Origin of the sequence: Geminocystis sp. M7585_C2015_104 (assembly GCA_015295805.1) — a bacterium.
Classification (GTDB): Bacteria; Cyanobacteriota; Cyanobacteriia; order Cyanobacteriales; family Cyanobacteriaceae; genus DVEF01.
In genome coordinates, this window is record DVEF01000041.1 from 13,110 (window position 1) to 35,717 (window position 22,608).

Below are 22,608 nucleotides of genomic sequence, written 5' to 3' on the forward strand. Positions count from 1 at the left end.
TGGCAAGGGAGGAGAGAGGGGAAATGGCAGAAGAGTTGGAATATCAGGAAAAATTTAACCAAGCACGTACTGCTTATCTGGAGGGGGATCTGGAAAGAGCGTCCCGCCTTACAGACTCAATTCTAAGACAATACCCTGACGACCCCAGTGCTTTTTTGCTAAAGGGACACATTTGTTTACGGCAGCAGCAGTACGATTTGGCAAAAAACAACTACCGCAAGGTGTTAGAATTGACCAAGGATAGGGAATTAAGAGACCTGGCAGAACAGGGCTTGGCAGAGATAGAAGAGATTTTTGACCCGGACTCAGAATCATTATACCCTCCCCAGGTGGAAGTTCCCGACTTTGAAGAGGACATAGAAGAAATAGGGGAGGACGAACAACCAGACGACAGTTGGACAAAAAGTATCCAGTTTGATAGCATAGACTGGGACATAAAGGACCTAGAAGAAGAAGACATAGAAGACCCCACCTTACAACAGAATCTCCCTATCCCCATCCACACTGATAATGAACCAAATCTCACAGAAGCCGCCACAACCCCCCCTCCCACAGAAGACCAACAGCCCGGAGAAGAAGACACCGCCCCCCAGTCGGCGCCATCTATTATCCCCGAAGATGAACAGGATAATGACCTGCTGGATTTTGACTTCTCTGCCCAGGACATTGACTACACTGATTTGCAAGAAACTAGCGAGGATTTTGAGGCAGACAAGACCCGTGACAATAGTGAGCCAACCTTTGTAGTATCGGCGGCCCACGGGGAGGAAGAAGAAGAGACAGGACTGTCAGAACTGGAAAAAATGCTCACCGCCGGGGAACACCTTTTCCAAGACGATATGGGAGACTACAGTTCACAACTGGAACCCCTTAGTTCCCCTAAACTGGCTGCCAAAGACGATGACAGAGAAACCCCCATAAAATTAAGCGAAAGTGAGGAAGGGGGAATACCTATAGCTAATGAGGGAGAAGAACTCTTTTTCGGGGCGGATTTGGATGACATTCCTGATATTTCCCCCGAAGAGTTGCCCGTCTCTAGCATCTTCACAAAGGAACACAAAAGCCAGGCCGAGGAAAAAACCGGAAAAGGAACCTCCCCCGAGGATAGTTTCTTCGCCAGTGAGTTTGACAATGAGATAACTGGCAGTTTCACCTTCGACACGGACAGAATTAAACTAGAAACAGAGGGGGAAATGAGTTTCTCCTCCCCCACCCTAGGTGGTGTTTCTTCAATCCCCTCCTCCACCTTTTTAACCCCCGAAGTGGAGATACCTCAAGGGTTCCTGTCCAAGTACTATGACCTGCCACTGTTCAGGAAACAACTACTACACGGGGCTGTAGCTGCATTTGCAACCTTTGTTGTAGTTTTAGCAATGAGTATAATTACTGCCCCGAGACCAGAGGAAAATAAAACCCAGGTAAATCAGAAACCCCCCACCCCGCAAAAGGTTCAACCCAATAAAAGCCAGAAACCCAATCTACCTCAGCAGGGGAGCCAAAAAACCAATGCCCCCCGACCCAACAGTCTGCCTTCTAAAATCCTCTTCTCCTTGATAGCCGCCGTCGCCAGTGGCTCAGCTACAGTAGCCATGGGGTACCTCCTGGCACAACACCTTCGTCGATACACGATTGAATTACAGAATAACTTTGAATCCATATATCAAGGAAATTACGACGTGAGGGCGAAGATATACTCCCGAGACGAATTTGGCACTCTGGCGGCGGCATTCAACCAGATGACAAAGATGATTCAAGCAACCACTGCCGAGGCGAGAAAACGGGCAGAAGAGATGGAAAAGGCAAGAGAGGACTTGCAAAGACAGGTTATTAGGCTGTTGGATGACGTAGAAGGAGCCTCCCGTGGGGATTTGACAGTACAGGCGGAGGTGACTGCAGACGTATTGGGAGCCGTGGCGGACGCCTTTAACGTTACCATCTCCAACTTGAGGAAGATTGTAAAACAAGTAAAACAAGCAGCAATACAAGTACACAAGGCTAGTGCCGACAGTGAGTTGTTTGCCCGCAACCAATCCAGTGACGCCCTACGCATGGCGGAAGAGTTGGCTGTAACCCTCAACTCCGTACAGATGATGACGGACTCCATCGAACGGGTGGCGGAAAATGCCCGCGAGGCGGAGGAAGTGGCCAGGTCATCCAGTGTTACAGCCTTGAAGGGAGGGGATGCAGTAGAGCGCACGGTAGCCGGAATATTACAGATTCGGGAAACAGTGTCAGAAACCACCCGCAAGGTAAAACGGTTGGCAGAGGCCTCCCAACAGATTTCTACTATTGTAGCGGTAATTTCCCAAATCGCTTCCCGTACTAACCTGTTGGCTCTAAACGCCTCTATCCAAGCCGCTAGGGCAGGAGAAGCTGGTAGGGGTTTTGCTATTGTAGCCGACGAGGTAAGACAGTTGGCGGACCGTTCAGCCAAATCCCTGCAAGAAATTGAGCAAATCGTATTACAAATCCAGACAGAAACCGGTGCGGTAATGACGGCCATGGAGGAGAGTCTCCAACAGGTAAAAGACGTTACCGAACGGGCTGAACAGGCCAAAAGAGCCCTGGAGGATATTATTCAAGTTTCCAACCGTATTGATGCTTTAGTGCGCTCCATTACCGCTGACACCGACGAACAGAGAGAGAATTCTAGAGGGGTAGCCAAGGTAATGCAAGCAGTAGAATTGACTGCCCAAGCCACCTCCCAAGAATCACAACGGGTTGCCGTCTCTTTGCAGAATCTGGTGGGTATTGCCCGGGATTTGATTGCCTCCGTAGAACGTTTCAAGGTCGACTAGTATAACAATTCTCTATAACGGTTTTCATGAGTCAATTAGCGGCACGTTTGGTTAATGGCTTATTTTTGGCCGGACAGATTCTGGTTCATATTCTTCAAGGCAAGATTCACCGCCACAACCTCTTTGAACAAATGGCCTTTGTGGGACCCTCCTCTCTTATAATATCTTTGATTACGGCTGCCTTTGTAGGAATGGTCTTCACGATTCAGGTGGCAAGGGAGTTTATTTATTTTGGCGCCACCACAGCAGTGGGAGGAGTCTTGGCTATAGCCTTATCCAGAGAATTGGCCCCTGTGTTGACAGCGGTGGTAGTGGCGGGAAGGGTTGGTAGTGCCTTTGCCGCGGAAATTGGTACTATGCGAGTAACAGAACAAATAGACGCTCTTCAGATGTTAAAGACAGATCCAGTAGACTATCTAGTGACACCAAGGGTGGTGGCTTGTAGCCTAATGTTGCCCATATTGACCATTTTTGCCCTACTGATGGGAATGGCGGGGGGCCTCTTCATTGCCAGTACTATTTATGACATTTCCCGTACCCTTTTCCTAGAATCCATTAAAAACTTTTTACAACCCTGGGATTTAATTGCCGCCCTTATCAAATCTGCCGTTTTTGGGGCACTCATTGCTGTTATCGGCTGCAATTGGGGACTTACCACCACTGGTGGCGCCAAAGGAGTAGGACAGTCCACCACCGCCGCAGTTGTTATTTCCCTCCTTGCTATCTTCATCGCCAATTTTTTCCTCTCCTGGTTGATGTTTCAGGGCACTGGCACCGTCATTCTCGAATAGTCTAACCTCTACTCCCCAGTCTTTTCCCCTTTTCCTATCCCCTCTCACACTTTCCCCTCCCTTGTGCTATCTCAGGTTGGCGGCAGGCCTAATTATTGCTTAGACCCTTGGCTTGCTCACTTTCTTAATTGCCATTAAATTTTAATTTACCTCTATTAAGAGCCTAACATATACCTCTTTGCAGTAGTTCCTCAATTTATAATTTGGGAATTTTAATGATATTAAATTTCAATAAATATTTTTCCAGCCCCACCCCTTGCAGTCTCTTAACCTGCAGTCCCTGTCTCCATCGTAACAGGGCAGCCCCGACAAAAGTGGAGATGTTAAGAAAAATAAAGGGGAAATAAAACCTCCCTGATTATAACAAACGCCTAGCCGCCAACCCCAAACCAGCAATCCAGCCGGTAGTCCAAGCATTTTGAAGATTAAATCCGCCAGTTAGGCCATCAATGTCCAAGATTTCACCGGCAAAAAACAAATTAGGACAGATTTTGCTCATCATAGTGCGAAAATCCACCTCTTTGAGACTAACGCCGCCACAGGTGACAAATTCCTCCTTAAAAACTCCCCTCCCCTCAATATGATACTCGCCTCTAAGCAATTCCTTTGTAAGTAACTCCATTTCCCTCCTGGTAATTTCCGCCCAAGTCTTATCCTCCTTGGTGAGAATGTGAAGGGCCAAACTCTGCCAAAGCCTCCTTGCCAAGGGGAAGCCATGATAGTTAGTTACCTTCTGGCGTGGTATTGTCTGTTTACACTCATACAACCTTCTTCTTACTCCCTCTTCATCCCAAGAAGGCAACCAGTTAATAGTCAGGGGGAGACAATAATTGGCATCATGGAGAATTCTAGCCCCCCAGGCAGACAATTTCAAGGTGGCAGGCCCACTAATGCCCCAGTGGGTAATCAAAAGGGCACCACTAGTCTCCAGTTTTTTGTGTCTCCCCTCCCTCACCCTTAATGTGAGAGTTACATTTTCGCAGGTAATACCCGCCAAGTCAGCCAAACGCCTGTCTGAAATCCTAAAGGTGAAAAGAGAAGGGATTGGCTTCTCAATCCTATGCCCCAAATTACTAGCCCACTTGTAACCTAACGGACTACTGCCAGTGGCAATTAACACCCTCTCCGCAAAAATAGTTTCCCCCTTCGTCACTATCTCAAATCCCCCTCCTCCCCTGCGAATGTCAACCACAGGAGTTTGAGTGTAAATTTTAACGCCTAACTGCCTCGCCGTCGTTACCAAACAGTCAATAATGGTTTGGGAATCGTCTGTAACCGGAAACACCCTCCCATCCGCCTCCGTTTTCAATTGCACCCCCCTTGACTCAAACCACTGGATGGTATCCCTGGGTTGGAAACGAGAAAAAGCACCTATTAACTCCTTGCCACCTCTAGGATAATAACCTGCCAATTCCCGAGGATTAAAACAGTAATGGGTAACATTGCATCTGCCACCACCAGAGATTTTTACTTTCCCAAGGGGTTGTTTAGCTGCCTCTAGGATGGCAATGGATAATTCCCTATGGTGAGTTGCACAATTGATGGCTGCAAAAAAACCAGCCGCGCCTCCCCCCACCACTACCACATTAAATCTCTTATTCATCCCTCCTATTCTTTCTACCGCTATGACAACACCAACCCACTAACCAGAACATATGCCCTTATCATATTCATATTATGAAGGGCTTGTGTAGTAACGTTGTTGGACTAGATGTCTTCTCGTTTGCCTAGACAAAGATGGCATTTCCCCCAACCCAATCCCCAACTGGTGAGGGAAATTAGCCGCAACTGCGGTATCTCCCCCATAATGGCACAGGTAATCGTCAATCGGGGAGTTACTGACCTTTCATCCGCCCATTATTATATTAACCCGGAACAGGCTCAACTCCCCCATCCTTTGCAAGAATTCCCCCATCTATCCCACTGTATCGACATTGTTAAACAAGCCATCGCCAAGGGGGAAAAAATTGGCATCTGTGGCGACTATGATGCCGATGGTATGACAAGTACAGCCTTACTTATTAGAACTCTAAGACATTTAGGGGGTATTGTAGACTATGCTATCCCCAGTCGCATGAAAGACGGTTATGGTATTAACGAGCGTCTTGTCAACGAGTTTCACCAGCAGGGCTTTAGTCTAATTATAACTGTTGACAATGGTATTTCAGCCCATCCTGCCATTGAAAGGGCAAAGGAGTTAGGCCTAAAGGTTATTATTACAGATCATCACGACTTGCCACCCACTCTACCCCCCGCCGATGCCATCCTTAACCCCAAGTTGTTACCTGAAACTTCCCCCTATCATTGTTTGGCGGGAGTGGGAGTAGCCTATATTTTTGCCATCTCCTTGGCCCAGTCCTTTGGACCACTTAACGGTCTGACTAAGGGGCTTTTAGAATTATATACCATCGGCACCATTGCTGACCTTGTACCCCTTAATGGTGTCAATCGTCGCTGGTTAAAAAGAGGACTTAAATTATTAGCAAATCCCGATATTTTAGGAATTCGTGCTCTTAGTAAATGTGCCGGTATTAATGAGAGTAAAACTCTACTAAACACTGATGATATCGGCTTCATTTTGGGCCCTAGGATAAACGCCATTGGCCGTTTGGATGATCCTCAAATTGTCATAGAATTACTCACCACCGAAGAGGAAGAAGTAGCGATGGAAATGGCTAAAAAATGCGAGTACACTAATAGAAGGCGCCAAGAAATGTGCAATGTAATTGAAGAGGAAGCAGTGGCTATTATCGAAAGAAAACCGTTTCTGTGGCAAGAAAACAGGGTGATATTTTTGGTTAATAAAAAATGGCATCATGGAGTAATTGGGATTGTGGCTTCCCGTTTAGTGGAACGTTATGGGGTGCCCGTATTTTTGGCTACCTACGAAGACGAAAAGGGTGATTATATAAGAGGATCAGCCCGAGGTATAGAAGAATACAATGTCTTTTCCGCCCTCCAATACTGTGATGATTTATTGGAAAAATATGGGGGACACAAAGCGGCGGGCGGGTTCACTTTTTCTAGCAAAAAATTAGAACTTTTTCATCAGCGTTTGATAGAATTCTCTCTTGCCAATATAAAACCAGAACATACCAAGCCCCTAATAAAAATTGACGCCCAAATTAGTTTGTACCAGGCCAATTTACAACTCTTGAGGGAAATAGAAAGTCTCTATCCCTGGGGGGTGGAAAACAAACATCCAATTTTCTGTAGCAAAAAAGTAAAAATTAAACAGCAAAGAATTACTAAAGATGGCCAACATCTACAACTTATCGTAGCCGATGAAACTGGAGAAAAAAAAGCAATAGCCTGGCGTTGGCATCCCTACTTTCCCCTCCCGCCAGAGGTAGACATTGCCTATAGAATTAAAGAAGACGAGTGGCAAGGCAATAACTCAATCCAATTAGAATTAGTTGGTGTCAGACTGCCATCATGATAATTACACCGTTGTGACAATCATACCTATGGTCCCAATCCTATTAAATAAAAAATCCTACCGGGAAACAATATTAAGGAGAAAAAACCTTGACCTTTATTCAGTTAATCATCCTAGTAACAATTTTTTTTATTACTGCATTTGTTGGGGTAGTAACTGGTAGCAACTCTCTTATTACTGTACCGGTAATGTTACAGTTTGGTATTGAACCAGCTGTAGCTATTGCTACCAACATGTTTGGTTTAATTTTCCTGAGTATTGGCGGTGTTATCCCTTTCCTCAAGACTGGTTTCATGAGGAGAAAGGATATCCCTTTATTAACGACTTTAACCCTGTTTGGTTCACTATTAGGTGCTATTTTAGTATTAATTGTTCCTCCGAAGCAATTTCCCTTTTTAATTTCTCTATTCCTTATTGCCATTACTGTTTTTTCCATTTTCAACTCTTCTGGCAAAAACCACAAAACATACCCCAAAACAGTTTCTGCAGTATCCAAAAACATTGCCTATTTATTAACCTTCCTTCTGGGGATATACGGAGGTTTTTACAGTGGCGGCTATGTTACCACTCTGACTGCCTGTTATGTTGGTTTTTTGGGCATGACATTTGTGGAGGCGGTGGCGGTAACTAAACTATTAAATGTCTTTTCTTCCCTCATTGCCACTGTTGTTTTTATGGTGAAAGGTTTGATAGACTACCCTCTAGCAATTGTCCTGAGCATCACCATGTTTTGTGGCGCATATCTAGGGGGTAAATTTGCCATTAAAATGAACGAAATTTTCCTCAAAAAACTTTTTATAACCGTAGTCATCGCCTTGGCTATAAAAACCTTTTGGCAATGGTTATCGTCCGGGGGTGGGATGTAAAGGGGGTGGGGATTTTTTGAAAAAAGATTTACGATTTCTTAAGTTTTGGCGGAGGGAAAAATGTTATAAGCAAATAGTGTGAAGTTGTAAAATAACCATGGGGAAAGAAAAAGGCTGGAGGGGTAATAAAAATGCGTTTAGACGTGGACGCCGAGGATAGCGTTTAATACAGATTGGTTGGGGCAGACAACAACCATAACAAGGCAGGGAGTGGAAATTGACAAAAAAATAGAGTTGTTTGCAAGGAATGCTGTCGGGAAAATATAAAATGTCAAACGGTGATGGAGCCCAGTCTTAGGGTCAATTTTTATTTCCATACAAAAATTACCTTACAAGTTTTCCGACATCTCAAAAACAGGCGATATTAAACCCATACCCTTCATATTTTTCTTTCCTCGGAGAAAGAACTAGTTATTTTTTTGGCAGAGGGAGGCCTTGCCACTTGGGAAGAATAGGGAATGCCAAATATCCCATTTTTATTTTAAAAACTCTGGTAAAATGTATTTTTTTGTTTTAAATCCAGCCAATGGCAAAATGATAATACGAGGTATTGGGGAGTAAATGGCAAGGGATGGCTAAAAAAATAGGTAGACGAAACCGGTTTTTCTTTTACGAATAGTTAATTTTGGCTAGGAGAGCATTATCAATACTGGCGTTAACCATAGTTATTTCAGCAATGAAAATTGCCAAGTAGGGCAGAATGCTAACAGGAATATGGGGGAAATTAGTGGAGAATTTATAAGGGACATTTTATCCCAAAAATAGAAAGGATTTACAGGCATTCGTGGAGATTTGGTTAGAAAAATAGACGGGGGATATCCATAGGAAGGCTCAGCCCTCTGGTAATATGAAAGAACTAGTAGGACGGATGGCTTTACAAATAAGGAGATTATGCTAAAAGTAGAATTGCCCCAGATACCCCCCAGTGCATGGCGATGTGAAATTGGGAAACAATGGGAAAATCCTTACCGGGTGCGCTACGCTAGTAACCTGGACGATGGCCCCAACCACGGCATGCCTCTGGGGGGATTTGGTGGTGGTTGTATCGGCAGGGGGGTAAACGGGGAATTTAATCTCTGGCATATAGACGGGGGTGAACATATTTATAAACCCTTGCCTGCCTGTCAGTTTAGTATTTTTGAACAGGCAGAAGCTGAAGCCCCAAAAGCATACGCTTTGAGTACAAATCAGCCGGAAGATGGGAGTTTATCCGCTTGGCAGTGGTATCCTCGGGGAAAAGGGAATTATTACGCCTTGTTTCCCCGTAGTTGGTTCGAATATGAGGGAGTATTCCAATGTCGTTTTATATGTGAACAATTCTCTCCCATTTGGGCGGGAAACTACCAAGAAAGCAGCTATCCCATTGCCATTTTTGAATGGACAGTTCAAAACCCCACGGACAAGGATATTACCGTTAGTATTATGTTTACCTGGCAAAATACTGTGGGGTGGTTTACCAATGCCATCAAATCCCCCCAGGTGAAAATCAGAGATGATGGCAGTCCAGTCTACGAGTATCAGCCAAAATGGGGGGATAGTACAGGGAATCTTAACCAGTGGATACAGGACACCTTTAGGGTGGGATGTCTTTTTGATCGTGTTAGGATGACAGAAGAACAACCTCAGGAGGGGGAAGGACAATGGGCCATAGCCACCACTAGTAACCCCACTGTGGAGGTATTCTATCACACTCGTTGGAATCCTAGGGGTGATGGCCGAGAAATATGGGAGAGTTTTGCCACGGATGGCAGTCTACCTGATCGTCAAGATGAAACCCCAGCCTCCCCAGGTGAACAAATTGCTGGGGCAATAGCAGTCAGATTCCGCCTAAAAGCAGGAAAAACCCGTAAAATTCCCTTTATTCTTACATGGGACTTTCCCGTTACCGAATTTGCCCAGGGCATTACCTATTATCGTCGTTATACAGACTTTTTCGGCAGAAACGGCCGCAATGCCTGGTCAATGGTGCGAGCCGCATTAAAATACTACGAAACCTGGCGAGAGAGAATAGAAGAGTGGCAAAAACCAGTACTAAATAGGCCAGATTTTCCAGACTGGCTGAAAATGGCACTTTTTAACGAATTATACCTGCTAACACAAGGGGGCACAATTTGGACGGCCGCCACAGAAAACGATCCAGTGGGACAATTTGCAGTGTTAGAGTGCATAGATTACCGCTGGTATGAGAGTCTGGATGTACGTTTGTATGGCTCGTTCCCACTAATTCTACTATGGCCCCGTTTGGACAAGTCAGTGTTAGAAGCCTTCAGTAGGGCCATCAAAACAGAAGACTTAACCCCCAGGGTAATAGGGTACAATGGGACAACAGCAGTGCGCAAGGTAAAAGGCGCCACCCCCCACGACTTGGGCGCACCCAACGAACACCCCTGGGAAAAAACCAACTATACCAGCTATCAAGACTGTAACCTCTGGAAGGATTTGCCCTGTGACTTTGTGCTACAAGTGTACCGAGACTTTGTCTTCACCGGCAGTAAAGACTATGACTTCTTGTGGGAATGTTGGCCAAGTATCGTAGAAACCCTAAAATACCTTAAAAAATTCGATGAGGACAATGACGGCATACCAGAAAATGGGGGTGCACCAGATCAGACCTTTGACGACTGGTGTTTACAGGGGATTAGCGCCTATTGTGGAGGCTTATGGATTGCCGCCTTGGAAGCTGCTGTAGCCATTGCTAGAATTCTTATAGCCAACCCCCCTATGAATCCCAATCTCCAACCCCCAGACTATCCCGTGGGGATTCAAAGGGAAATGGACACTTTCCAACAGTGGTTACATCAAGCTAGAAGTATCTACCACGACACCCTCTGGAATGGAGAATACTACCGTCTAGACAGTAAGAGTAACTCAGATGTGGTCATGGCAGACCAACTCTGTGGTCAATTTTATGCCCAATTACTCGGAATACCAGATGTAGTAGGGAGAGAATATGTGAAAAAAGCGCTGGCAAAAATATATGATGCCTGTTTTCTCAAATTCCATGATGGCAAATACGGCATTGTCAACGGGGTAAAGCCAGACGGCAAACCGGAAAGAGAAAATGACACCCACCCGTTGGAAATCTGGACAGGTATCAACTTTGCCATAGCTGCCTTTATGATTCTCAACGGCATGAAAGAAGAGGGATTGAAAGTAGCAGAAACAGTAGTAAGACAGATTTACGAAAACGGGCTCCAATTCCGCACCCCCGAGGCTATTACTGCTTCCCATACTTTTCGCGCCAGTCATTATTTGCGGGCTATGGCTATCTGGGTTATATACCATGTCCTAAAATGAGAAGGATTTGACAATCCTTAAACTGTGGTTTCAGAATAAGAGTGGGAATGAAAGTTTGTGAAAGGCAGTAACAAAAACCACAGGGAAAATGACAGAAAAACCACAATTATCCCCCTCCCAGGGAATTGGAAAAGAAAAACAATACACCGAAGTCACAGAAAAATGGTTTGAATACCCCATAGTGGTCCATCCCCATCATACAGATTATGCCGGGGTAGTGTGGCATGGGGTATATCTCACCTGGATGGAGGAAGCGAGAATAGAATGTTTAAGACAGCTAGGGATTGACTATGCCCAGCTGGTGGCATTAGGATATGAACTACCCGTTATTGAAGTAAATTTGCGTTACCATCGCCCTCTGAGAATGGGGGATAGAGCATTGGTAAAAACTAAAGTCCAGGATTTAGACGGGGTAAAAATTCACTGGGATTATCAAATTACCGACTGGGAGTCTAGTATCTTATACGTCAGTGGCAGGGTAACCCTGGTGGGAATAGACAGAGAAAAAGGTAAAATAATGAGAAAACTACCCACAGTTTTACAAGAGGCGCTGGTAAAATTATAGGTGCTGCTAGGTAAGCGGGGAGGAGATGAGTAAAGGAGTAACTGAAGACAAACACAACAACTCTTTCCTTATCGGTTTTCTCATGGGAGGGGGGATTGCCGCCATTACCACTTTTTTACTAACCTGGTCTAAAGAGGAACAAAATAAAAAGATAATTCAGAAAACAGCAGAAGCCTTGCCTGAAATGGCAGGAGATTTCCTCTCCACCATGCAAGAGAATGCCAGTCGTATTCAACAACAAGCCAAAACCAAATGGCAAAAGACAATGACGCGATTACAAGTCGCCGTTGCCGCGGCAATCCAAGCCAGTAAGAATGCAGAAAACCCTCAGCAACCACCAAATTCCCATGAATGAGCCCCTTTTTTGGCTAGGTTTATCCCTCTGTCTAGTGGCTACCAGCCTTACTGCTGTGTTGATTACTCTCATTCCTGTCATCCAGGAGATAAGCAGGGCTGCTCGTAGTGCGGAGAGGTTATTTGATACTCTAAATCGGGAATTTCCTCATACCCTTGAAGCAATTAGAACTACAAACATGGAATTGACAGAATTGAGCGAGGAAATGAGAGAGGGGGTTAAAAGTGCCGCCGGCGCCGTTAAACAAATAGATAATAGCCTATTAACTGTGAAAAGACAGGTAGAAAAGGTAAGAAAAAAAGGGCATAGTCTGTGGGTTGGCTTGAAGGCTGGAATTGAAACTTGGCAAAAATATAACCCCTAAAGATAGGGTTTTTGTTCTAGGTAGAATTGGCAGGATAATGAAAAAAAAAATTGTAGGTTTGACAGGGGGGATTGCTACAGGAAAGTCATCAGTAGCCAACTATTTAAATCAAAAATATGGCATTCCCGTTTTTGACGCTGATGTTTTTGCTAGGGAAGCCGTTGTTGTCAACTCCCCCATATACCGGCAGATTTTAAAACGTTATGGCTCGGGAATTACTCTGGATAATGGCCAGTTGAATAGGACTTTACTGGCAGAAATAATTTTTAACAACCCAGAGGAGAAAAAATGGCTAGAATCTCAGATACACCCCTTCGTCTATCAACGTTTTCTATCTCTAATTCCCCAACTTACTCATCCCCTTAATGTATTCGTCATTCCCCTCTTGTTTGAAGCCAAAATGACCGATTTGGTTTCAGAAATCTGGGTAGTTGCCTGTAGTTTTGAAAATCAACTCAAAAGACTGCAACAACGGGATAATCTTTCGGAAAAACAGGCAATTTCTCGTATTAACAGTCAAATGCCCCTAGAGGAAAAAATAAAATTGGCTCACATCGTCATCGACAACAATGGCAGCCCCCAACAACTCTTCTCCCAGTTAGACCAGATAATGTCAAGGGAAGTTAATAAAAATTAATATTAAGCAATGTTGTCAAAAAATCAGGGCACATTTTAGCCGTTTTTCTGATAGCCTAGATAAAAGAAGAAAACAGTAAATAAAAAAAGGCATTATATGACAATAACAACAGATAATGAACGTACTATAGTAATCGGCACCAGGAAGAGTCAACTGGCATTGGTACAAACATATTGGGTGAAAAAAGAACTGGAAAATCGCTTCCCCCAAGTGGAGTTTGAGGTAGAAAAAATCAGCACCCAGGGAGATAAAATTCTAGATGTAGCTTTGGCCAAAATAGGAGACAAAGGACTATTCACCAAAGAGTTAGAAGTGGCCATGTTGAGGGGAGAGATCGATTTTGCCGTCCACTCCCTCAAGGACTTACCTACAAAACTGCCAGAAGGACTTATATTGGGGTGTATCACCAAGAGGGTAAACCCCGCTGATGCCCTAGTAGTAGCAGAGAAACACAAAGACAAACAACTGGAGACCCTACCTTCTGGGAGCGTGGTAGGAACCTCATCCCTCCGTCGTTTGGCACAACTGCGTCACCATTTCCCCCATCTGGTATTCAAAGACGTGCGTGGCAACGTCAACACTCGTCTGGCCAAACTAGACGCCGGCGAGTACGATGCCATTGTCCTGGCGGTAGCTGGTTTGGAAAGATTGGGGATGACAGACAGAATACAGCAAATAATACCACCTTCCATCTCCCTTCACGCCGTCGGCCAAGGCGCCTTAGGCATAGAGTGTCGGGTAGGAGATAAAGAAGTTTTACAAATTGTTAAGGCCCTAGAAGATCCCGACACCCGAGACTGTTGTCTAGCGGAGCGCTCCTTTTTGAGGGTATTAGAGGGAGGCTGTCAAATCCCCATTGGCGTCAACAGTAGTGTCTCCGGCTCTCAGCTAACCCTCACGGGTATGGTAGCAAGTCTGGACGGCAAGAAACTGGTTAGGGACAGTATAACAGGCCCTCGTGACAACCCAGAAGAAATAGGTGCCTCGTTGGCGGAGAAATTAAAACAACAGGGTGCGGCTGAGATTCTGGCAGAAATTCTCTCCCAGGTCAACCGCAACTAGCCCCCCTAATGTCTGTGAGGCTCGGGGGTTAAGATACATAAAGGGGTTGAAGGGAAACAACGGTAACAAAAAAATAATTCAAAAATAGCGAGACGGGGTTGACGACCAACTGCCCCAACTCCCCTGGAACTGTCAAGGGTTCAAGTCCATGGAGCACACAGCCTCCAGGTCAGACAGTGGTTTCCAAGGCCTGGGCAGCCTTTTTCAGATTCTGTATTCGCATAAGTTCCACGAAACTTAGGCCAAAGCGCCCCTCCAGCTCTGCAGCCTTTTCTATGGCTTGAACGAGAAAAGACGTGGCTTCCCGCTCATTGTAGCCCCTTCTGAGGGCGATTTTAACTCCCTCTGCATCTGCTTCTATTTCCCTGGCCAAACTACGGTTTTGTTGCCAAATCTGTTTAGCGGCGAAGGTGAAGAGGATGCCAGAAACTACAATGCCCACTACGTCCTGCTGAGACAGTTGGAAAACAAACCCCAACAAGGCCACTAAGGCAACTGCCCTTTCTATATCCCACTTGAACCATTTTACCCCCAAACACAGGGCCACAGTCCTCAAAAACAGCAAATCCCGTTGGGGGGTGGACAACTGTCGCCACAATTCAAAATTGATATAAATAGGACGACGGCCAGTCTGCCAGGGTAGTGGGAAAATGGTAGAGATCACCTCTTTTTGGGACTTAGGGAAAATTTTACAAAACATACGTCCAGAGGCGGGCATCAATTCCTGTAGGCGACTAATTTCCTGTTCGATATTCATCCTGTCCGCTTTCATGAGCTGGGGTTACTGCCTCCCGCAACCAACAATTTTCTAGATGTCTGATCCTATAGATATACCAAAACTGCCCTGGACGCCATACTGAATAGTTGTCCTCATCGTTGGTTAAGGACTGGTTAAGATAACTCCAGACAGCATGGGCAATGGTGCGTAGCCTATAAAGCATAATAACAACCTCCTCGCCAGTGGAATCGAACACCCCCTAATACCAGTGTGCCCCATTGGTCTGCCTCCTTAACAGGCCTATTAACCATTCGTAAAATTACTAACTGACTACAGGACGGGTTTAGTACGAGTGATGTCAATAGTAATGGAGCCTTCAAAGTCCGGGATGGGGGGAGAAACTTTCGATAATCTCACCCTTACCTGATTAACCCCCCCTATATTGAGAATATCCTGGGCAATGACCTCCGCTAGTCTTTCTACCAGGGCAAATTTGGCGTTTTTTACCACGTGTTTGACAATATTGATAGCCTGGCGGTAGTCTACTGTATGCTCTATGTCATCACTCTTAGCCGCCTTAGACAAGTCCAACCAGATGGTCAAATCCACCTCAAACCATTGTCCTAATACCCTTTCTTCTGGCAAGAGTCCTGTATAACCATAAGCGCGAATACCCCTGACCTCAATGCAGTCCATAAACGGTCAAGTCCTTAAAAAAATCACCATCTCTAATTCCTTTATAAGACCCCCGCCCCGGAACAAGAAACATTTGGGAAAAAAACTTAATATTGGCCTTTCGTAAATAGTAACAACTAGTAATACTGTCGGAGGGCAAGAGTAATAATCCCCTGTTGCCCTAAGAGAATCTCCCGCAGCAAAGTGACAATGCCTAACCAGATTACTGGACTAATATCAATACCCCCCAAGGGCGGTACAATCTTGCGGGTGGGAGCTAAGAAAGGCTCTGTAGGGATATAGGCAATATTATAGGGGAATTGGCGTAGGTCTATCTGAGGATACCAGGTAAGTACAATCCTAAAAAGGAACAATACAGTCATTATAAGCAAAACAACCCCCAGAAAAACCGAAGCGATGATAGCAATATTCATACTCCCAGAAGATTCAGCCAAGACTGATATCCATTGTAGGCTAAAATTATACTAGTAATGAGTCTACATTAGGGTGTAAAGGCCTATGACTGAATCCTTAGCCAGCTTTTTGTGGAGTCTTTTCTGGGGTGCAGTAATTGTAGTTATTCCCACTACTGCTGCCCTGATCTTCGTAAGCCAAACTGATAAAATCCGTCGTGTTCGATAGTAAGTCCCAATAAAAACCTTTCATATTTCATTCATAGGAATAAAGAATCGTCGGTGGTGGGCATATGTCCACCTTCATCGGGGGACAGAATAGTTAACATAGAAAGATAAGGGCGTACTCTGGAGGCGCCCACCCCAGACATCAAGCTGCAGGTATAAATAATGGTTAACTTTGGCTTCAACTCCGCTAGTGTGCTTGGGATATTTCTGGCTTTGGCAGGGGCAGGCTTGTATCTGCTACGCTCTATAAGGCCGGAGGTTTCAAGGGATCATGACATTTTTTTTGCCGCGGTGGGATTACTGTGTGGTGGTATCCTGTTGTGGCATGGTTGGCGTTTAGATCCCATTCTTCAGTTTAGCCAACTCTTGCTGTCCGGCACAGCTATCTTCTTTGCGGCGGAGAGTATCCGCCTAAGGGGGGTTGCCCAGGAAAAAGTCAAATCCCGTACTAGCTATATAGACGAGGAAGAGAGGAACCCCAAAAGACGCCCCGTCTACCGCGCCTCCCTAGCCAAAAGAGAAGTCTATGACGACTACTACCCCGAGGAGGAAGAGGAAGAAAGAGTCTACCGGCGACGCCTACGGGGGACTACGGGGAGAACACAGGCAGATACAGATTATGAAGAAGAAACACCACCCCCTCCCTCCCGTCGTCGTACTCCTAGCCCCAGCAGAGACTATGATGTCCCCCCCTCAGCCCCTGTAACCCGTCGTAGCCCACGAGAGGACACGGAAGAATACTGGGAAGAAGACACCCCACCTCGTCCTTCCCGGCGTGGCAGTAGCAGAAGCACAGAAGAAACATATAACAGGACTGTTAGTCCAAGACGTCGTCCCAAGTCTACGGAGGAACTCCTTTCCCGTGTGGGCAGCGAATATGTGGACTATGAACCGGTTCAGCCGGTTCCTGGCGATGAGGACAGGGAAACACCTCCCCCAACCCCAGAAGACAACAAAGCCGACAATACTGACTACTAGGGCCAGTTGAAAGGGACTTGAAGCAGAAGGGTCTTTTACTGCTAGTCTTTTTCACTGTAGTGGTGGGGGGTTGTGGCACAGACAGAGGCAGTTACCTCTCCACCTCTTTCAATACCCGTTATAACGAGGAGAAACCAGCTATCAGTGGCGACGGACGATGGCTGGCCTTTGTTTCTAACCGTCATGGCCGCCAGGAGATACTATTGTATGACCTACAACAAAAAACCTTGAGCCCCCTCCCTTTAAACATGCCCAATGCGGTGTATGACAGTCCCAGTCTCAGTCGCACAGGCCGTTATCTGGCCTATATCTCCAGTGTCCAAGGACGCCCCGATATTTTTATATACGACAGGGTTGCAAAAGAAAACAGGATGATAACCCAGGGATATCGCAGTTGGTTGCGTAACCCTCGTATTAGTCCAGACGGTCGTTATCTTGTCTTTGAAACCGCCAGAAGAGGTCAGTGGGACATAGAAGTGGTGGACTTAGGGCCCTTTATTGAACCGGATTTGCCAGACGGAATGCCAGTAAATCAAACCCAACCCTAATCCCCACCCTCTACACCCTACCCCCTATACCCTAAACCCTAACACCTTTGGCCAACAAATAGGCAAAGAAAAAACCCATAACCCCTGCCATTCCCACCCGCCACAGTTCCGGATAACACATGGCCAAAAAAACCACCGCCAGCAATAGTCCCCCCCTTGTCCATCGACGGAACCAAAGATTCATGTGTTTCCTCTTGTCACTTCTCGTAAAGTTTTACCGGCTTTGGACTTAGGGCAGGTATCCTAATGGACAACAAGGCCACCAGTACCAAAGCATGTATTAACCAGTGGGCTACTACCAAGGCACATACTAGCAATACTATGCCGCTGACTACTGCCAACACCAGATGTACCTCCTGAGCGGTGTTATAGTAGGCTACCGAACTGAGAACAGTTGTCAACAACAACAGCACCATAAACGAAGTCATCACCATCGTCACTCACCTCATCCCTTTCGCCTGCTTCCCATCATGGTATGAGCCCATTATGGTCATCCCCTCCTCACCCCTAAACTAAATAACCATAGGGTTATAATTCTTACCCCTCCCACCTTAGAGGTTAGCATTTTTTACCTACCGTGGTGGTTATATGAGATACTTTCCCGGAGGTGTTGTGACAAAATTTTACATTTATTAATCTTTTGGGAATTAAATGAGAAAGAATAGCAATAATCCTCGGGGGAGAGAGAAATGTGGCATCATATCGCCAATGGGTCAACCACATGCCACCTTTTGAGAGGCGGTTTCTTCGCCCCTTTTCCGGAAATCAAGCCCAAGCACGTAGTGCCCCAATGGGAAGCAGAATTAGTATAACTACAGGCCAATATTAAACCCTGCAGAATTGAAAAAGGCCTATGATAAAGTGGAACCAAAACTAGTACAATTTGCCAATAGGGTTAGTGAAGGTAAACCAGTTTATCAAAGACTATTAGCTTTAAGAAAAGGCGGGGGGTGAGAAAAACTTGACAACGCCTAGAAAAAAAATTGTCTCCCCCCTCCTCCTTTTCGCCAAATTGTCTGGAGTGGGTAGGTAGGGGAAAGAGGGGGTTTCAGTCAGATACAATTAAAACTGGCCCAACTGGGAACAAAATCCTCTAACAAACTCCTAGCCGCCACTAAAGCCCTTAAACTATTACCTACCACCAAGGAGGACATGGTGAGATTGTTCCCCAGTTTATTGAGTTTAGCAGCCCAAACTGCCGGGAATGAGGGGCGCACTTGGGCTACCCCTTAATCAAGTACGCAAAAGGCACACCGCGCCCTCTTCAATAAAGCCGCAGGAGGAGAATACGATAGTGTCCCCATTGTAAAACGCGTCCTCGCCCTTCGTCAAGAATTAGCCCACCTTTTGGGCTACGAAAACTGTGCCCAAGTGAGTTTAGCCAAGAAAATGGCTTCCTTAGTGGGTGCTGTGGGGAAACTATTATAAGGGTTAGAAGAGTTATAGATATGCCCAAAACAAAAGGAATTAGAAAAATTAAAGGCCCTTGCCGGGGTATATGACTTACAATCCTGGGATATCGGCTATTGGGCAGAAAGGAAAACTAAGAGAAAGTCTCTTTAACCTCACAGAAGAAGAATTACGCCCTCATTTTCTCCTTATACAAGTATTACAAGGCCCATTGACCCTCCTCAAGTCGCTGGTATTAACGATGTCCAATGGGATGCAGTGGAGTCGCCCAGTCAATTCATAGAAAACTGGTGTCTAGAGAAACATACCCTCCTTGCCATGGCCAAAAACTACAAAAATAAATTAGTGTGAGTGTTTCGGCCATGTCACTACAAGTCCACTTCAGTCTCCCGGATTTGGAATTACAATCCCGTTACCAAACCAGTGGCAAAGAAACCCTTCACCATGTGCGTCATCACCTTTTTACCAGAAGACAGGTTTTTGTGTAGTTTCTCCCATGTTTTTTCTAAGGGCTATGCCGCCGGTTATTATAGCTACAAATGGGCAGAAGTTTTAAAGGCCGATGCCTTTGCCACCTTTGAGGAAGTCGGGTTAGACGATGAAGAAGCCATTGCAAGGGTGGGTAGATGTTTCTGCCAGCCATGGAGATATTTAAACAATCCCGTGGCCGTGAGCCAAAAACTAAGGCATTATTAAGACATACTAGCTTACCGCCCCTTCCGGTATAATTGACAAGGTTTATGCCATGTAATAAGAGCAACTACCATGTCGGGAATACCAGAATTGCCACAGCTGTTAGGCGCCAAATTATTCTTCCAGGGTAGGAAGTTTCAATTTGAGGTAAACAGACTCCGACTCCCCAATGGTGCCGAGGGGGAATGGGAATGTATCCGTCATCCCGGTGGCGCCCTTGCTGTCCCGGTTACCAATGATGGTAAACTAGTGTTGGTGCGTCAGTATCGTTTTACAGTAAAAACCAGACTCCTAGAATTTCCGGCTGGCACCGTAGAATCCCACGAAGCACCTCTGGTAACTATTCAACGGGAATTAGAAGAGGAAACTGGATATACTGCCAAAACTTGGCGCACTCTTGGCAAATTTCCCCTCGCGCCTGGTTACTCCGACGAGTTTATTTATGCCTTCCTCGCCCAAGATTTGGAAAAATTACCTCAACCTCCCTCCCCGGAAGCCGATGAGGATATTGAAGTGGTATTGATGACTCCCGCCGAGTTTGAGCGCCTTGTTTTCACTCATAGTATATTTGACGCTAAGACTATTTCCAGTTACTTCCTCGCCCGCCCTTTTTTATCCCTATCCTAGTCATCCCGATTCTCCCAATCTGCCTACAATATGAGACGGCCAAAGGTTATTTTTTTAGATGCAGTGGGCACTCTTTTTGGTGTAAAAAACAGTGTGGGATGCGCCTACGCGAAAATTGCAAGTAAATACGGCGTGCAGGCCGACGGGAAAATAATAGATAGTTGCTTCTACCGGGCCTTTAGCCAATCTCCTCCCCTAGCCTTTTCCGAGGCAGACGAGGTGGAAAAAAAGGAATATAACTGGTGGAAAAACATTGCTTTTAATACTTTTAAGATGGCAGAATCTCTGCAACAATTTTCCGATTTCGATCTGTTTTTTGAAGAGTTATATCAGTATTTCAAAACAGCAGAACCTTGGGAGGTATATGAGGATGTAGTACCCTCCTTAAATCGGTGGAAAAATCAAGGAATAAGCCTGGGAATTATTTCCAATTTTGATAGCCGGATTTTCCCGGTATTAGAAAGTCTAAAACTAAGGGACTATTTTGACAGCATAACCATATCCTCTCTGACAGGATACGCTAAACCTCACCCCAAAATCTTCCTCACAGCCTTGGCAAAAAACAACTGCAAACCAGAAGAGGCTTGGCATATAGGCGACAGCGAAAAAGAAGACTACCAGGCTGCAAAGGAGGTGGGAATCCAAAGTTTCTGGCTGAATCGCCCCATTTATACCCTAAAACATCTCCCCGACCCTCTCCAATGCCCCTAAGAGTACTCTATAATCAAATCATCTACCCTTGGAACCATGAGGCCAAAATGAGCAGTGTCTCCTACCTAATCGTCAACACCGTCTACAATTTCGTCCAACTTTATCTTTTGCTAATTATAGTCCGCATCCTCCTCAGCTGGTTTCAAACCGTCGACTGGGCAGCCAATATTATATCCTTCCTGGCACCCATTACTGACCCCTATCTTAATATATTCCGCTCCATTATCCCACCAGTAGGAGGCCTAGATTTATCACCAATCCTAGCTATCTTCATCTTACAACTAATCCCCCAACTGTTGGGAGCCGTCTTCCAAATGGTTGGCTAAATGGTTGGCTAAGTGGCAGTCAAATCAAGTCTTTTGTTGGTATCGCGGGGAGAATCCAAATCCCCGTATCCCCAGGATACCCCCACCACGGTAACTCAACCCTTCCAGCTACATCATAACAGCCTATGTGTTTAGCAGTGCCTGGTAGGATAGTCTCAATAGAATACGGCGATACTCCGGAAATGACTATGGCCAAAGTGAGTTTCGGCGGTGTTATAAGGGAAGTATCCCTGGCATACACCCCAGAAGCTAAAGTGGGAGACTATGTAATTGTACACGCGGGCTTCGCCTTGAATATAATCGATGAGGAAGAAGCAGAGGCTACCCTTGCAGATGTGTCTGAAATATCTTAGTATTAACCGTTGCCTCAGCCGTGGCAAGATACCCCCTCCCATCAGGAATAACAAAAGAAGATGACTGTATTGTCGGCAATCAACAAACAAAAAGAAGCAGAGGAAATTCTAAGGATACTTAAACAACTATACCCCAATGCCACCTGCAGTCTGAATTACGACAACCCCTTTCAACTGCTAGTAGCTACCATATTATCCGCCCAATGCACCGATGAAAGGGTAAATCAGGTAACCCCCGTCTTGTTTTCCCGCTTCCCCACCCCAGAAAGTCTTGCCACCGCAGATAGAAAGGAAATAGAAACCATCATTCGCCCCACCGGTTTTTACCGCAATAAGGCCAAAAATATACAACAAGCGGCCATTAGGATTATAAGGGACTTCCAGGGACAAGTGCCCCAAACCATGAGTGAATTGTTAACCCTCCCCGGCGTGGCAAGAAAAACTGCTAACGTGGTTTTGGCCCACGGTTTTGGTATCATCGAGGGGTTAACTGTAGATACCCATGTCAAACGTCTCAGCAACCGTCTGGGATTAACAACCTCCTCCAATCCCCTGGAAATAGAAAAAGACTTAATGCAACTGTTGCCAAAACCAGAATGGGAAAACTTCTCTATCCGCCTTATCTACCACGGTAGGGCAGTTTGCAAAGCCCGTAAACCCAATTGTGAAAAATGTGCCCTAAATCACCTCTGCCCATCCTACCCCCTGTTGAAACACTAAGTTAGCTACAATGGGATCTTGTCAATAGGGATTA

General features: G+C 45.6%; 28 protein-coding genes and 2 pseudogenes. 23 read left to right on the forward strand and 7 right to left on the reverse strand.

The window, feature by feature from the left end:
* The first annotated feature begins 23 nt into the window (after positions 1-23).
* Both IGQ44_04605 and IGQ44_04610 read left to right on the forward strand, forming a co-directional pair.
* Positions 24-2,798, forward strand: coding sequence for a HAMP domain-containing protein (locus IGQ44_04605; protein HIK37255.1), 2,775 nt, complete (start codon positions 24-26; stop codon positions 2,796-2,798).
* Positions 2,799-2,824: 26 nt separating this feature from the next.
* Entirely contained in the window at positions 2,825-3,589 is a 765-nt protein-coding gene (locus tag IGQ44_04610) for an MlaE family lipid ABC transporter permease subunit (GenBank protein ID HIK37256.1), read from the forward strand.
* A 358-nt stretch (positions 3,590-3,947) separates the two neighbouring features.
* Here the strand turns inward: IGQ44_04610 and IGQ44_04615 are convergent, their stop codons facing one another.
* On the reverse strand, positions 3,948-5,192 hold the full coding sequence (locus IGQ44_04615; GenBank protein ID HIK37257.1) for an NAD(P)/FAD-dependent oxidoreductase: 1,245 nt from the start codon (positions 5,190-5,192) through the stop codon (positions 3,948-3,950).
* A gap of 108 nt (positions 5,193-5,300) precedes the next feature.
* Here IGQ44_04615 and recJ point away from each other — a divergent pair, with 108 nt between their 5' ends.
* The 8 genes from recJ to hemC all read left to right on the forward strand — a co-directional run bounded on the left by recJ (position 5,301) and on the right by hemC (position 14,174).
* Positions 5,301-7,028, forward strand: coding sequence for a single-stranded-DNA-specific exonuclease RecJ (gene recJ, locus IGQ44_04620; protein ID HIK37258.1), 1,728 nt, complete (start codon positions 5,301-5,303; stop codon positions 7,026-7,028).
* Positions 7,029-7,117: 89 nt separating this feature from the next.
* Positions 7,118-7,894 (forward strand): sulfite exporter TauE/SafE family protein, encoded by a 777-nt coding sequence (locus IGQ44_04625; protein HIK37259.1) that lies wholly within the window; start codon positions 7,118-7,120, stop codon positions 7,892-7,894.
* 891 nt (positions 7,895-8,785) lie between these two features.
* Complete coding sequence (locus IGQ44_04630; GenBank protein ID HIK37260.1) at positions 8,786-11,191, forward strand: bile acid beta-glucosidase; 2,406 nt, start codon at positions 8,786-8,788, stop codon at positions 11,189-11,191.
* An 88-nt stretch (positions 11,192-11,279) separates the two neighbouring features.
* The gene (locus tag IGQ44_04635) at positions 11,280-11,756 is read left to right on the forward strand and encodes an acyl-CoA thioesterase (protein ID HIK37261.1); all 477 of its coding nucleotides are present in this window, start codon (positions 11,280-11,282) and stop codon (positions 11,754-11,756) included.
* A gap of 25 nt (positions 11,757-11,781) precedes the next feature.
* On the forward strand, positions 11,782-12,111 hold the full coding sequence (locus tag IGQ44_04640) for a YtxH domain-containing protein (protein HIK37262.1): 330 nt from the start codon (positions 11,782-11,784) through the stop codon (positions 12,109-12,111).
* On the forward strand, positions 12,104-12,475 hold the full coding sequence (locus IGQ44_04645; protein ID HIK37263.1) for a DUF948 domain-containing protein: 372 nt from the start codon (positions 12,104-12,106) through the stop codon (positions 12,473-12,475). Before IGQ44_04640 ends, IGQ44_04645 begins: the two co-directional genes overlap by 8 nt.
* A gap of 37 nt (positions 12,476-12,512) precedes the next feature.
* Positions 12,513-13,112 carry a dephospho-CoA kinase gene (locus tag IGQ44_04650; protein HIK37264.1) on the forward strand — a complete coding sequence of 200 codons (600 nt, stop codon included), beginning with the start codon at positions 12,513-12,515 and terminating at the stop codon, positions 13,110-13,112.
* Between the two features lie 96 nt (positions 13,113-13,208).
* A complete protein-coding gene (gene hemC / locus IGQ44_04655; protein ID HIK37265.1) occupies positions 13,209-14,174 on the forward strand; it encodes a hydroxymethylbilane synthase in 966 nt (321 codons plus the stop codon).
* Positions 14,175-14,343: 169 nt separating this feature from the next.
* Here the strand turns inward: hemC and IGQ44_04660 are convergent, their stop codons facing one another.
* The 4 genes from IGQ44_04660 to IGQ44_04675 form a co-directional block, all read right to left on the reverse strand.
* Complete coding sequence (locus IGQ44_04660; GenBank protein HIK37266.1) at positions 14,344-14,931, reverse strand: DUF3318 domain-containing protein; 588 nt, start codon at positions 14,929-14,931, stop codon at positions 14,344-14,346.
* Complete coding sequence (locus IGQ44_04665; GenBank protein HIK37267.1) at positions 14,909-15,115, reverse strand: hypothetical protein; 207 nt, start codon at positions 15,113-15,115, stop codon at positions 14,909-14,911. Before IGQ44_04665 ends, IGQ44_04660 begins: the two co-directional genes overlap by 23 nt.
* Before the next feature lie 107 nt (positions 15,116-15,222).
* A complete protein-coding gene (folB, locus tag IGQ44_04670) occupies positions 15,223-15,588 on the reverse strand; it encodes a dihydroneopterin aldolase (protein ID HIK37268.1) in 366 nt (121 codons plus the stop codon).
* 116 nt (positions 15,589-15,704) lie between these two features.
* Positions 15,705-16,001: a YggT family protein gene (locus IGQ44_04675; GenBank protein ID HIK37269.1), complete on the reverse strand. Its 297-nt coding sequence runs from the start codon at positions 15,999-16,001 to the stop codon at positions 15,705-15,707.
* 85 nt (positions 16,002-16,086) lie between these two features.
* Between IGQ44_04675 and IGQ44_04680 the strand changes: the two genes are divergently transcribed.
* From IGQ44_04680 to IGQ44_04690, 3 genes are all read left to right on the forward strand, one after another.
* Complete coding sequence (locus IGQ44_04680) at positions 16,087-16,209, forward strand: photosystem II reaction center X protein (protein HIK37270.1); 123 nt, start codon at positions 16,087-16,089, stop codon at positions 16,207-16,209.
* 161 nt (positions 16,210-16,370) lie between these two features.
* Positions 16,371-17,186: a Ycf66 family protein gene (locus IGQ44_04685; protein HIK37271.1), complete on the forward strand. Its 816-nt coding sequence runs from the start codon at positions 16,371-16,373 to the stop codon at positions 17,184-17,186.
* 17 nt (positions 17,187-17,203) lie between these two features.
* The gene (locus IGQ44_04690; protein HIK37272.1) at positions 17,204-17,734 is read left to right on the forward strand and encodes a TolB family protein; all 531 of its coding nucleotides are present in this window, start codon (positions 17,204-17,206) and stop codon (positions 17,732-17,734) included.
* 31 nt (positions 17,735-17,765) lie between these two features.
* Here the strand turns inward: IGQ44_04690 and IGQ44_04695 are convergent, their stop codons facing one another.
* On the reverse strand, positions 17,766-17,918 hold the full coding sequence (locus IGQ44_04695) for a hypothetical protein (protein ID HIK37273.1): 153 nt from the start codon (positions 17,916-17,918) through the stop codon (positions 17,766-17,768).
* Positions 17,919-17,931: 13 nt separating this feature from the next.
* Positions 17,932-18,168 (reverse strand): hypothetical protein, encoded by a 237-nt coding sequence (locus IGQ44_04700; protein ID HIK37274.1) that lies wholly within the window; start codon positions 18,166-18,168, stop codon positions 17,932-17,934.
* Positions 18,169-18,979: 811 nt separating this feature from the next.
* On the opposite strand from IGQ44_04700, the pseudogene IGQ44_04705 reads away from it, so the two are divergent.
* The 10 genes and pseudogenes from IGQ44_04705 to nth all read left to right on the forward strand — a co-directional run bounded on the left by IGQ44_04705 (position 18,980) and on the right by nth (position 22,574).
* A pseudogene (locus tag IGQ44_04705) lies at positions 18,980-19,162 on the forward strand (hypothetical protein).
* Positions 19,163-19,232: 70 nt separating this feature from the next.
* Positions 19,233-19,427: a hypothetical protein gene (locus IGQ44_04710; protein HIK37275.1), complete on the forward strand. Its 195-nt coding sequence runs from the start codon at positions 19,233-19,235 to the stop codon at positions 19,425-19,427.
* Positions 19,403-19,495 (forward strand): hypothetical protein, encoded by a 93-nt coding sequence (locus IGQ44_04715; protein HIK37276.1) that lies wholly within the window; start codon positions 19,403-19,405, stop codon positions 19,493-19,495. Before IGQ44_04710 ends, IGQ44_04715 begins: the two co-directional genes overlap by 25 nt.
* Entirely contained in the window at positions 19,492-19,632 is a 141-nt protein-coding gene (locus IGQ44_04720; protein ID HIK37277.1) for a hypothetical protein, read from the forward strand. Before IGQ44_04715 ends, IGQ44_04720 begins: the two co-directional genes overlap by 4 nt.
* Positions 19,589-19,872, forward strand: a pseudogene (locus IGQ44_04725) (hypothetical protein). Before IGQ44_04720 ends, IGQ44_04725 begins: the two are co-directional and overlap by 44 nt.
* 37 nt (positions 19,873-19,909) lie before the next feature.
* On the forward strand, positions 19,910-20,464 hold the full coding sequence (locus IGQ44_04730; GenBank protein HIK37278.1) for an NUDIX hydrolase: 555 nt from the start codon (positions 19,910-19,912) through the stop codon (positions 20,462-20,464).
* A gap of 30 nt (positions 20,465-20,494) precedes the next feature.
* A complete protein-coding gene (locus IGQ44_04735; protein HIK37279.1) occupies positions 20,495-21,175 on the forward strand; it encodes an HAD-IA family hydrolase in 681 nt (226 codons plus the stop codon).
* Positions 21,176-21,222: 47 nt separating this feature from the next.
* On the forward strand, positions 21,223-21,501 hold the full coding sequence (locus IGQ44_04740) for a YggT family protein (protein ID HIK37280.1): 279 nt from the start codon (positions 21,223-21,225) through the stop codon (positions 21,499-21,501).
* 125 nt (positions 21,502-21,626) lie between these two features.
* Entirely contained in the window at positions 21,627-21,854 is a 228-nt protein-coding gene (locus tag IGQ44_04745; protein ID HIK37281.1) for a HypC/HybG/HupF family hydrogenase formation chaperone, read from the forward strand.
* A 60-nt stretch (positions 21,855-21,914) separates the two neighbouring features.
* Positions 21,915-22,574 (forward strand): endonuclease III, encoded by a 660-nt coding sequence (gene nth / locus IGQ44_04750; GenBank protein HIK37282.1) that lies wholly within the window; start codon positions 21,915-21,917, stop codon positions 22,572-22,574.
* The last annotated feature ends 34 nt before the right edge of the window (positions 22,575-22,608 follow it).